Origin of the sequence: Nocardioides sp., assembly GCF_016462705.1 — a bacterium.
Lineage (GTDB): Bacteria > Actinomycetota > Actinomycetes > Propionibacteriales > Nocardioidaceae > Nocardioides.
In genome coordinates, this window is the sequence record NZ_JAEMSS010000144.1 from 1 (window position 1) to 11,060 (window position 11,060).

General features: G+C 73.3%; 10 protein-coding genes and 2 pseudogenes. 9 read left to right on the forward strand and 3 right to left on the reverse strand.

Annotated features, from left to right (window positions below):
- From JHD21_RS16395 to JHD21_RS16430, 8 genes and pseudogenes are all read left to right on the forward strand, one after another.
- Window positions 1-511 (forward strand): annotated as a pseudogene (locus tag JHD21_RS16395) (hypothetical protein); the annotation flags it as partial.
- Window positions 508-1,152: a response regulator transcription factor gene (locus JHD21_RS16400; protein ID WP_292677369.1), complete on the forward strand. Its 645-nt coding sequence runs from the start codon at window positions 508-510 to the stop codon at window positions 1,150-1,152. The pseudogene JHD21_RS16395 and the gene JHD21_RS16400, both read left to right, overlap by 4 nt.
- A gap of 96 nt (window positions 1,153-1,248) precedes the next feature.
- Window positions 1,249-1,995 carry an ABC transporter ATP-binding protein gene (locus JHD21_RS16405; protein WP_292677371.1) on the forward strand — a complete coding sequence of 249 codons (747 nt, stop codon included), beginning with the start codon at window positions 1,249-1,251 and terminating at the stop codon, window positions 1,993-1,995.
- Complete coding sequence (locus JHD21_RS16410; protein WP_292677373.1) at window positions 1,992-3,395, forward strand: ABC transporter permease; 1,404 nt, start codon at window positions 1,992-1,994, stop codon at window positions 3,393-3,395. The genes JHD21_RS16405 and JHD21_RS16410 overlap by 4 nt, the downstream gene beginning before the upstream one ends.
- A 59-nt stretch (window positions 3,396-3,454) precedes the next feature.
- Entirely contained in the window at window positions 3,455-3,979 is a 525-nt protein-coding gene (locus JHD21_RS16415; protein WP_292677375.1) for a SigE family RNA polymerase sigma factor, read from the forward strand.
- Window positions 3,980-4,002: 23 nt separating this feature from the next.
- The gene (locus JHD21_RS16420; RefSeq protein ID WP_292677377.1) at window positions 4,003-4,815 is read left to right on the forward strand and encodes a hypothetical protein; all 813 of its coding nucleotides are present in this window, start codon (window positions 4,003-4,005) and stop codon (window positions 4,813-4,815) included.
- Between the two features lie 313 nt (window positions 4,816-5,128).
- Window positions 5,129-6,694, forward strand: a complete 1,566-nt coding sequence (locus JHD21_RS16425; RefSeq protein WP_365696269.1) for an MDR family MFS transporter — start codon at window positions 5,129-5,131, stop codon at window positions 6,692-6,694.
- Window positions 6,691-7,161, forward strand: a complete 471-nt coding sequence (locus JHD21_RS16430; RefSeq protein WP_292677379.1) for a MarR family transcriptional regulator — start codon at window positions 6,691-6,693, stop codon at window positions 7,159-7,161. The genes JHD21_RS16425 and JHD21_RS16430 overlap by 4 nt, the downstream gene beginning before the upstream one ends.
- A gap of 27 nt (window positions 7,162-7,188) precedes the next feature.
- Here JHD21_RS16430 and JHD21_RS16435 read toward each other — a convergent pair whose 3' ends face one another.
- Genes JHD21_RS16435 through JHD21_RS16445 form a run of 3 tightly spaced genes read right to left on the reverse strand, consistent with a single transcriptional unit; the run spans window position 7,189 to window position 10,966 of the window.
- On the reverse strand, window positions 7,189-8,817 hold the full coding sequence (locus JHD21_RS16435; RefSeq protein WP_292677381.1) for a glycoside hydrolase family 13 protein: 1,629 nt from the start codon (window positions 8,815-8,817) through the stop codon (window positions 7,189-7,191).
- A 40-nt stretch (window positions 8,818-8,857) separates the two neighbouring features.
- On the reverse strand, window positions 8,858-9,583 hold the full coding sequence (locus tag JHD21_RS16440) for a hypothetical protein (protein WP_292677383.1): 726 nt from the start codon (window positions 9,581-9,583) through the stop codon (window positions 8,858-8,860).
- A 30-nt stretch (window positions 9,584-9,613) separates the two neighbouring features.
- A complete protein-coding gene (locus JHD21_RS16445) occupies window positions 9,614-10,966 on the reverse strand; it encodes a deoxyribodipyrimidine photo-lyase (RefSeq protein WP_292677385.1) in 1,353 nt (450 codons plus the stop codon).
- A gap of 23 nt (window positions 10,967-10,989) precedes the next feature.
- Between JHD21_RS16445 and JHD21_RS16450 the strand changes: the two are divergent.
- Window positions 10,990-11,060: pseudogene (locus tag JHD21_RS16450) on the forward strand (dihydrofolate reductase); the annotation flags it as partial.

Sequence of the window (11,060 nt, forward strand, 5' to 3'; positions counted from 1 at the left end):
CGGCAGCCCGGACGGCGAGAGCAAGGCGGCCGCCGCGCTCGACGTGATCGCGGAGACCGCGCGCACCTCGATCAGCGACCTGCGCGCCCTCCTGGCCGAGCTGCGCTACCAGGAGCCCGCGACGCCACCGGGCCGCCACGCCCACCAGGCGCTGGTCGAGAGGATGCGCGCGTCCGGCATGGACATCCGGCTGGTCGAGCACGGCAGCGCGTCCGGGTCGGTCGGGCTCGTCGTGGCCGCGCAGCGCCTCCTCGCCGAGTCGCTCACCAACGCGCTGAAGCACGGTGACCTGGCGTACCCGGTCGACGTCGAGGAGGACTGGCGCGACGGCTACCGTCTCGTCGTGCGCAACCGGCTCCGCGGCCCCGCCCACCCCGAGCCGGTGGGCACCGGGCACGGGCTGGCCGGCATGCGCGACCGGATCGGGCGGGCCGGCGGCGTCCTCACCGCCGGTGTCGAGGGCGACGACTGGGTGGTCCGGGCCGAGCTGCCGGCGGAGGCCGTCGCGTGACGGTCCGGGTGGCGCTGGTCGACGACCAGGCCATGTTCCGCGCCGGGATCGCGATGGTGCTCGAGAGCCAGCCGGACCTCGAGGTCGTCGGCCAGGCCGCGGACGGCGACGAGGTGCCCCACCTCGTGGCCGCGTCCAGCCCGGACGTGGTCGTCATGGACGTGCGGATGGCGCGCGTCGACGGCGTCACTGCCACCCGGCTCCTGCACGAGTCGCTGGGGGAGAAGGCCCCGAAGGTCCTGGTGCTCACGACGTTCGACCTCGACGAGGCCGCGATGGCCGCGATCGAGGCCGGGGCCAGCGGCTTCGTGCTCAAGGACGCCCGGCCCGAGCTGCTGCTGGCAGCCGTGCGTGCCGTGGCCGACGGCAACCAGGTCGTCGCCGCCGGCGCCACCCGCACGCTGCTGGAGCGGTTCCGCACTCCCAGGTCCGCGCCCGGCCGGGAGTACGACGACCTGACACCCCGGGAGAAGGAGATCCTGCTGCGGGCGGCGGCCGGCCTCTCCAACGCCGAGATCGCCCGCGCCGAGCACCTCTCCGAGGCCACCGTGAAGACGCACGTCTCCCGGATCCTCGGCAAGCTCGGGGCCCGGGACCGGGTGCAGCTCGTGGTCTACGCCTACGAGCACGGGCTCCTCTGAGCCGTCCTGCCGGCGTCGCCCGTACATCCAGCGATGTAGGCGAGACCCCGCTCGCGGCCGATGTGCGGACGCCGGCGCGTCCCTAGCGTCGAGCGCATGGACTCCCTGCTCTCGTTCAGCTCGGTCAGCAAGGTCTACGGGGACGGCGGCCCTGGAGCCGTCCGGGCCCTCGACGACGTGACCGTCGCGGTGCCGCGCGGCGGCTTCACCGCGGTCATGGGGCCGTCCGGCTCCGGGAAGTCGACGTTCATGAACGTCGCCGCCGGGCTCGACGACGTCACGGCGGGCGAGGTGCACGTCGCGGGCCACCCGCTGCACCGCCTCGACGACCGGGCCCGCACGCTGCTGCGACGCGAGCAGGTCGGCTTCGTCTTCCAGTCCTTCAACCTGGTGCCGACCCTCGACGTGCGCGAGAACGTGCTGCTCCCGTTCGAGCTCGCCGGCCGCCGGCTCAGGACGGACGAGCACGCCTGGGTCGAGCACCTCCTCGAGGTGCTGGGCCTGGGCGACCGGGTGGCCCACCGGCCGGGCGAGCTGTCCGGAGGCCAGCAGCAGCGGGTGGCGATCGCCCGCGCCCTCGCGCCGCGGCCCGCGGTCGTCCTCGCCGACGAGCCCACCGGCAACCTCGACACCCGCAGCTCCCGGGAGGTGCTCGGGCTGCTGCGTACCGCCGCCCGGGAGTACGGCCAGACCATCGTCATGGTCAGCCACGACCCGGTGGCGGCGTCGTACGCCGACCGGGTGCTGGTGCTCGCCGACGGCCGGCTCGTGGGTGACCACGACGCGATGACACCTCAGCAGATCGCCGAGCTGCTGATCGGCTTCGAGGTGGGTGCCGCATGACGACGCGCAGCGCACTCGTCCTGGGCGCCAGGCGCGAGCTCGGCACGGTCGGGCTGGTCGCCGCGATGTGCGGGTTCTACGCCGGTGTCCTGCTTGTCGCCAGCGAGACGCTGCGGGTCAACTCGGAGTCGGTGGGCGACGTGTCGGCGATCGGCCTCGTGCTCGGGGTGGTCGCGTCGGTGTTCATCGCCGTGGCCGTCTACGTCTCCGCCGTGGTCATCGTCAACGGCGTGGACACCGTGATCGCCGGCCGGCTGAAGCAGATCGCGCTGCTGCGCCTCCTGGGGGCGGACGCCCGCTCGCTGCGGGGAGCCGTGGTCCGCGGCACGACCGGCGTCGCCGCCGCCGGCGGGACCGCCGGGGTCCTGGCGGGCGTCCTGACCGGAGACGTGACCCGGGCCGCCCTGGTGGCGGCCGACCGGCTGCCCGACGGTGGCTACGCGCTGTTGCCGGTGCTCGCCCTGCCGGCCGCGGCCGTGGTGACCCTGGCGGCGGCCGGAGCGGCCTGGGTGGGTTCCCGCGCGGTGTTGCGGGCCACCCCGGCGCAGGCGCTGTCCGGCGCCTCCGTGCCGGCACCCGACTCACCACGCGCCGGCCGCCTCCGGCGGTGGCTCACGGTCGCCCTCATCGGGTCCGGAGCCCTCGTGCTGGCGGGGGCCGCAGTCCTCGGTGAGTCCGGCAACGCCATCGGCTTCCTGGCCGCCGCCCTGGGCGCGATGCTGTCGGGGACCGGCCTGCTCGTCGGGGCCCGGCTCGTCGTACCGCGGCTGGTGTCGCTAGTCAGCCGGCTGCTGGGGACGGACCCTCCGAGCAAGGTGGCCGCGCGCAACGCGGTCCGCGATCCCGGCCGCACCACCCGGTCGACGATGGGGCTGGTCATCGGCGTGACCCTCGTGACGACGTTCGCCGCCGGCTTCGCCGCCCTGCGCGTGGCGGCCGCGTCCTGGGACCAGACGGCGGCCCAGGCCGCGCAGACCGACGACATCCTGCGGCACACCTCGACGATCATGATCTGCCTCGTCGTGGTGTCCAGCGCGATCGCCGCGGTCGGGTTCGTGAGCACGATGTCGCTCGGCGTCATCCAGCGGACCCGTGAGATCGGCCTGCTCCGCGCCCTCGGGTTCACGAGCGGCCAGGTCCGCACCATGATCACCAAGGAGTCCGTCGCCCTGTCGGCCACGGCGGTGGGCTTCGGGATGGGACTGGGCCTGGCCTACGGCGCGCTGGGGGCACAGTCCCTGGTGGGCTTCCAGAACGACGGCTTCGTGTGGGGCCTGCCCGGCCCGGTCCTCGCCGGGATCGCGGTCGCGGGGGTCCTGCTCGTGCTCGCGGCGTCCTGGGTCCCGTCCTCTCGTGCGGTGGCGGTCACCCCCGTCGAGGCGCTGCGGTCGTCGACCTAGGACGTAAATGCCAGCGGGCTTGCAACACTTCTGGTCGCCGACACCTCTAGAAGGATGTGATGACCGACCTGCTGGCGGACGAGGCGGTGGCCGTGGTGCGGCGGACCTTGACCTTCGAGGAGCTCGTCCACACCACCGGCGAGCGCATGCTGCGTACCGCCGTACTCCTGACGGGCGACCGACAAGCCGCCGAGGACCTGGTGCAGAGCGCGTACGCCCAGGCGTTCGCGCGCTGGCGGCTGGTGAGCCGGGCGAACAACCCCGCGGCGTACACCCGGGCGATCCTCACCCGGCTCTTCCTCTCCGACCGCCGCCGCAAGCGGGTGCCGGAGCTGCCGTTGCTCGACGGAACCGACGCTTCCGCGCCCCAGGGCAACCCCGCCCTGCGGGTGTCGCTGCTGGAGGCACTGAGCACCTTGCCGCCACGCGACCGGGCAGTGCTGGTGCTGCGCTACTTCCACGACCTCCCGGTCGCCGAGGTGGCGGCCCAGACCGGCTTGTCCGAGTCCGCCTGCCGCACGCGTTCCTCGAGGGCGTTGGCCCGGCTGCGGACCAGCTTCCCCGACCTCGCCGACGAATCCTGACCAGCCCTGAGACGGAGACCACCATGCTGCTGCACGACCATCTGGATGACGCCGTCGCCGACGTGTTCCCCGACCTCCCGGCACTCGCCGAGTCGTCGCGGCGCCGGGGGCTCGCGATCCGCCGGCGCCGGCAGGCCCTGGCCACGGTCGGCGCGACTGCCGCGGCGGCGGTGCTCGCCGTCGGGGTGTACACCTTGGCGCCCGGAGGCGGTGATCCGGCCCGCGACGTCGCCACGGACGCTCCGGTATCCGTCGATGCAGGGTCGCTCAGCGGGCAGACCGCTCCGATCACCGGCCGCTCCGCCGCCGTGGCCCTGGCCTCGGCGGTCGACGAGGTCGCCGACGGCAGCTTCAGCGGCTTCCAGGGCGCTGCCCAGGAACATGAGGCGTTCGCCGCTCTCCGATTCCTCCCCGAGTCCGGGTCGGGCCCGGCGGGGGTGGTGATGGTCAACGTCCAGCCGCTCGGGATGGCCGGCGAGGCGCCGTACACCTGCGCGGAGCAAGGCGCCTCACTCACGGACTGCCGGGCCTGGGAGCTGGCGAACGGTGACACGGTGCGGACCTACCGGGACGAGGACACCGAGATGGGCGAGGGGTCCGAGCGGGTCGCCGTCGAGGTGATCAGCCCCGATCGCAGGCTCCGGCTGGTCGTCGGGGCGATGAACACCAATCCGTACGCCGAGGGGGCGATGCGGGCGGTACCGGTGCTGACGACCGACCAGCTGGTCGAGATCGCCACCCAACCGTGGTGGAGCCGCACGGAGCTGCCCACGGAGTTCGTCGCGGCGGGCCGGCAGCTCGAGGACTACACCAGCGCCAGCGCGGACGAGAGCTGACCTCGCGGCTCGAAAGTCCGTTGTGGTGTCTTGTCCGGGCGACCTATTCTCGTCGCACACGGGAAAGGAGGTGGTCCGAAGAATGAATTCTTTGAGGACGCGTGAGGTGGCTGCCCGCTAGCAGCCCAGCATCACGGTAGGTGGAAGCACCTGCCGAGCTGCTGGCGAATCCCAAGCAGCTACCCGACCCGCAGGCGAAACCGGGAACGTCCCCCGGTGCGGTCCCTCCACAGGGGCCACGCCTGCGGGTTGTCCCATTTCGGCACCAGGGAATATAGTTGTCGTCGTCAACCTTTTGCCCAGCATGACGGACGTGGCAGTGACAGCGATCGACGAGACCTCCCCCTCCGCGGAGCCGGTCGACGCACCTGCGCCGATGTCGCACCGGGAGATCATGGAGGCGCTGTCGGGCCTCCTGCTCGCGATGTTCGTGGCGATGCTGTCGAGCACGGTGGTCACCAACGCGCTCCCGGTCATCGTGACCGACCTGGAGGGGACGCAGACCGGCTACACCTGGGTCGTCGTCGCGACGCTGCTGGCCATGACCGCGACGACGCCGATCTGGGGCAAGCTGGCCGACCTGTTCTCCAAGAAGCTGCTCGTGCAGTCGGCGCTGGTGATCTTCTCCCTCGGCTCGGTCATGGCGATGCTCGCGCCCAGCATGGAGGTCCTGATCGGCGCCCGGGTCGTGCAGGGACTCGGGGTCGGCGGGCTCACCGCGCTCGTCCAGGTCGTGATCGCGACGATGGTGTCGCCGCGCGAGCGCGGCCGCTACTCCGGCTACATCGGGGCCGCGTTCGCCCTGGCCACCGTGAGCGGACCGCTGATCGGCGGCGTGGTCGTCGACTCCCCGCTCGGCTGGCGGGGCACGTTCGGCATCGGCCTGCCGTTCGCGGTGGCGGCGTTCCTGGTCCTGCAGGCCAAGCTGCACCTGCCGGTGGTCCGCCGCCCGGTCAAGATCGACTACCTCGGCGCCACCCTGCTCATGTCCGGCGTGAGCGTCCTCCTGGTCTGGGTCTCGCTGGCCGGCACCCAGTTCGCCTGGGGCTCCTGGCAGACCGCCGCGATGGTCCCCGTCGGAGCGCTCCTGCTCGCCGCCGCCGTCCGGGTGGAGACCCACGTCGCCGCCGACCCGGTGGTGCCGATGCGGCTCTTCCGCGACCGGACCACGTCCCTGGCCACCGCGGCCTCCGTGCTCGTCGGCCTGTCCATGTTCGGCGCGACTGTCTACCTCAGCCAGTACTTCCAGAGCGCCCGCGGCATGTCGCCGACCGAGGCCGGGCTGATGTCGGTGACCATGGTCGGCGGACTGCTGGTCTCCAGCATCGTCACCGGCCGGATCATCAGCGCGACCGGGCTCTGGAAGCGCTACCTCGTGGGTGGCATGGTGCTGGTCGTGATCGGCATGGGTCTGCTCGGCACGATCGACGCCACCACGTCCCTGATCTGGATCGGCGTCTTCATGGCCGTCCTCGGGCTGGGTCTGGGCGCGACCATGCAGAACCTCGTGCTGGCGGTGCAGAACAACACCGCCCAGGCGGACATCGGCGCCGCGAGCTCGGTCGTCGCGTTCTTCCGCTCCATCGGCGGCTCGGTCGGTGTCTCCGTCCTCGGCGCGCTCCTCGCCCACCAGGTCTCCGCCAAGGTCATGGCGGGTCTCGCGGACATGGGCATCGACGGCAGCCACGAGAGCGGCGCCATCCCCGACCTCGACGCCCTGCCGGCCCCGGTGCGTGCGCTCTACGAGTCGGCGTTCGGCGAGGCGACCGGCCACGTCTTCCTGGCCGCCGTGCCGTTCGCCATGCTCGCTCTCGTGTGCGTCCTGCTCATCCGCGAGGTCCCCCTGCGCACCACGCTCGACCTCGACGAGGCCGCGTGACCACTGCCGGCGACACCCCGGACGGCCCGGAGGCGCGCAGCGAGTCGCTGCGCCGCCTCGAGGCCGAGGTCGGCGTGCTCATCCGCCGGATCCGGAGGGTCATCCACGAGCGGGCCCGCGCGGTGCACGCGGAGATGCAGCCCTCGGCCTACCTGCTGCTGGCCTGGCTGGCCGACGAGGGCCCGGTCCGGGCCTCGGCGATCGCCGAGAGCTTCGGCATCGACAAGGGCGCGATCTCCCGCCAGCTCCAGCACCTCGTCGACCTCGGCCTGGTCACGCGCTCGCCCGACCCCGACGACGGGCGGGCGACGCTGGTCGCAGCCAGCGACGACGCCGTACGCCGGATGACCGACGTCGCCGCGCACCGGCGCAAGTGGCTGGACGAGCAGCTGGGTGACTGGAGCGCGGCCGAGCTCAACGGGTTCGTCGACAGCCTCGCCCGCTACAACGAGGCCCTCAACGACTGACGCAACGACCGACGCAACGACTGACGCTCAGACCAGCCACACCGCGGTGTCCGGGGGCAGCAGGCCGTCGTCGCCGATCTCACCGCTGGCGATCACGACCTCGCCCGCAGGCAGGTCGACCGCCGCGGGGCCGGTGTTGAGCACGACGGTCAGGGGGCCGCGGCGCACGGCGAGCACGTCGCCCTCAGTGGTGAGCAGCTCGACGGTGTCACCGGCGCCGAGTGCGTGCGCCCGGCGGGCGGCGAGTGCCCGGCGGTAGAACCCGAGCGTCGAGTCCGCGCCGTCACGGTCGGCCTTGTCCTGGGTCTCGACGGTGAGCCCCGCCCAGTCCAGCGGCTGCGGCAGCCAGGGCTGCGTGTGGCCGGGGCCGAACGCGTAGGGCGGCTGGTCACCGGCCCACGGGATCGGCACCCGGCAGCCGTCCCGGCCGACCCACTCCGACTGCGGGGCGGAGTCCTTCTGGCGGAGGTAGGCCGGGTCCTGCCGGTGCTCGGGCGCGACCTCGACCTCCTCGAGGCCGAGCTCCTCGCCCTGGTAGAGGTAGGCCGAGCCGGGCAGTGCGAGCATCGTCAGGGTGGCCGCCCGGGCCCGGGCCAGCCCCGTGGCGCCGCCGCCGTAGCGGGTGGTGTGCCGCACGACGTCGTGGTTGGACAGCACCCAGGTCGGGGCCGCGTGCACGTCCTCGAGGGCGGCGAAGGTGCCGGTGATGACCTTGGCGAACGCCGACGCCGACCACGGGGCGAGCAGCCAGTCGAAGTTGAAGGACTGCTGCATCTCGTCGGCGCGCACGAAGCGGGCCATCGACTCGGGCGTCTGGGTCCAGGCCTCGGCGACGGCCATCCGGTCGCCGTCGTACTCGGCGAGCACCCGGTGCCAGCGGCGGTAGACGTCGTGGACCTCGGGCTGGTCCCACATCGGCTCGTCGGGGTTGGCCCGCTCCACCATCGATCCTGCGTCGGCCGGCTGCTCCGGCACGACCTGGTCGCGGAGGCTCTCCTCCTTGACCAGCCCGTGCGCGACGTCGACCCGGAAGCCGTCGACCCCGCGGTCGAGCCAGAAGCGCAGGACCTCCTCGAACATGTCCCCGACCTCCGGGTTGCGCCAGTCGAGGTCGGGCTGGGTGGTGTCGAAGAGGTGGAGGTACCACTGGCCGTCGGGCACCCGGGTCCACGCGTCCCCGCCGAACACCGACTTCCAGTTGTTGGGCGGTTCGGCGCCGTCGGGACCGCGCCCGTCGCGGAAGAGGTAGCGGGCGCGCTCCGGGCTGCCCGGCCCGGCGGCCAGGGCCGCCTGGAACCAGACGTGCTCGCTGGAGGTGTGGTTGGGCACCAGGTCGACGATCACCTTGAGCCCGAGCTCCCGGGCCCGGGCCAGCAGCGCGTCGGCGTCGGCCAGGGTGCCGAACCGGGGGTCGACATCGCGGTAGTCGGCGACGTCGTAGCCGTGGTCGTGCTGAGGAGAGACGTAGAACGGCGTGATCCAGAGCGCGTCGACGCCGAGGTCGCGGAGGTGCGGGAGCCGCGACGTGATGCCGGGGAGGTCGCCGACGCCGTCCCCGTCGCTGTCGGCGAACGAGCGCACGTAGACCTGGTAGGTCACGGCCTCGCGCCACCAGGGCTGTGCGGCGGGCGGGTTTGGATCGTTCAAATCCGACATGGGGCCACCTTACCGATCGCCCGGCCGATCGCTGTCGAGGTCAGTTGAACACCGCCGGGTCCACCGTGATCCACACGTGCTCGGCCGCGGCCACCAGCTGCCCGGACGGGTCGTAGATGCTCGTGGCGGTGAAGCTCTTGCGTCCGTCCCGGCCGCGGTCCTGGCCGACCACGACGTGCTCGGCGCCCACGAGGGGGAGCGCGTCCACCCGGGCGGTGATGCTGCCGAGCACCATCGGCCGCTCGCCGACGTCGGCGGCCCAGGCGCCCGCGCAGTCGAGGGCGGCCCAGACCACGGGCACCCCCTCGGCGCTCGGGTGCGGGGTCCAGGTCGCCGCGACCCGGGACCGCCCGTCGAGCTCGGTCACCGGGCCGGGGAAGATCCGCAGGCCGTCGCCCGGCTCCCGGCCGGGACCGCACGAGAAGCAGGTCGGGAACGGGTGGGACGCCAGCCCCGGGTAGCCCGCCTCGGCGGCCCGGGCCTCCCCGGCCGGGACCGGCGGCACCGCGACCGGGTCGGCACCGGCCGAGGCCCGCGCCACGACCTCACCCTCGTGGGTCGCCACGACGACGTCCCCGTCCAGCACCACGTCCATCGGCACGTCGAGGGGCGGGGGCAGCCGCAGCCGCACCGCCGTGGCCGGCCAGGCACCCTCGGTCAGCTCGCCGGCGACGGCCGCGAGCGCGCCCGCCGTGTAGCCGCCGTTGCCGGAGCGGGCCGGGCCGCGGAAGCGACCGCCGATCACCAGGGTCCTCGGAGTGGACACCCGAGCACTGTAGGGCCGCCGGCCGGCGATTCAGCGGCGGATCTGCTCCCAGCGGGCCAGGGCCTCGCGGCGCTCCTCGGCGTGGTCGACGATCGGCTCGGGGTAGCCGACCAGGCGCCGGACGTCGTCGTCCGGCTCGTGCGGGTCAGGCACCGCGTCGGGGTCGGACAGCTCCTCGACCCAGCGGCGGACGTATGAACCGGACGGGTCGAACCTCCGGCTCTGCCCGGTCGGGTTGAAGACCCGGAAGAACGGCGCGGCGTCGGTGCCGCTTCCGGCCGTCCACTGCCAGCCGTGCTGGTTGGAGGCGAGGTCGCCGTCGACCAGCCACCGCATGAAGTGCCGGGCGCCGTGCTGCCACTCCACGTGCAGGTCCTTCACCAGGAAGCTGGCCACGATCATCCGCACCCGGTTGTGCATCCACCCGGTCTGCCGGAGCTGGCGCATCCCGGCGTCGACGACCGGGAACCCGGTGCGCCCGCGCTCCCACGCGTCCAGCCCGGGGCCCGGCTCGTCGTAGGCCATCCGTGCGAACTCCGGTCTCAGGTACTCCCGCGCCGAGGCCGGGTGGGCGTGCAGCACGTCGGCGTAGAACTCCCGCCAGGCCAGCTCCTTGCGGTACGTCGCGGCGCCGGCGCTCCGGAGCCGGGCGAGGTCGGCGAGCATCGTGCGCGGATGGATCTCGCCCCACTTCAGGTGCACCGACATCCGTGAGGTGCCGTCGCGTCCCGGGTCGTCGCGCACGTCGCCGTAGTCCCCGACACCCGGCAGGAACTCGCGCCAGCGCCGCAGTGCCGCGGCCTCACCGGCCTCGGGCAGCTGGAGGCCGTCCGGGACCGCTGGCTCCGGGATCTCGGCGGTGTCCTCGTCCAGCTCCAGCCACGACCCGTCCGACGGTGGGTCGACCGGGTCCCGCCAGCCGTGGTCGGACCACGCCTTGGAGAACGGCGTGAAGACCTTGTAGGGCTCGCCCGAGCCGCTGCGCACCCGGCCGGGGGCGACGGCGTACGGCGAGCCGGTCCGCACCAGGCCGATGCCGGCGTCGGCGAGCGCCTCCTCGACCGCGTCGTCGCGGCGGGCGCCGTACGGCCCGAAGTCCGCGGCCACGTGCACCCGTTCGGCGCCGACCGCCCGGGCCGTCAGGACGACGCGGCGCACCGGGTCGCCGCGCACCACCGACAGCCGGGTTCCGTGCTCCCGGAGCTGGCCGTCGAGCGCCCGGAGCGATGCCCCGAGGTAGGCGCGGCGGGACGGCCCGGCCGGTCCCCACAGCGCCGGGTCCAGCACGAACAGCGGCATCACGGGTCCGTCGGCGACCGCCTCGAGCAGGGCCGGGTTGTCGGCGAGCCGCAGGTCGCGCCGGAACCACATCACCGAAGTCACCCCATCGAACCTACGATGACGGTGTGAGCGACCTGATCGACACCACCGAGATGTACCTCCGGACCATCTACGAGCTGGTCGAGGAGGGCATCGT

Excerpts from the sequence above, each read along its gene's own strand:
- JHD21_RS16405 (WP_292677371.1), top strand. The coding sequence starts at position 1,249 with ATGGACTCCCTGCTCTCGTTCAGCTCGGTCAGCAAGGTCTACGGGGAC.
- JHD21_RS16410 (WP_292677373.1), top strand. The coding sequence starts at position 1,992 with ATGACGACGCGCAGCGCACTCGTCCTGGGCGCCAGGCGCGAGCTCGGC.
- JHD21_RS16415 (WP_292677375.1), top strand. The coding sequence starts at position 3,455 with ATGACCGACCTGCTGGCGGACGAGGCGGTGGCCGTGGTGCGGCGGACC.
- JHD21_RS16420 (WP_292677377.1), top strand. The coding sequence starts at position 4,003 with ATGCTGCTGCACGACCATCTGGATGACGCCGTCGCCGACGTGTTCCCC.
- JHD21_RS16435 (WP_292677381.1), bottom strand. The coding sequence starts at position 8,817 with ATGTCGGATTTGAACGATCCAAACCCGCCCGCCGCACAGCCCTGGTGG.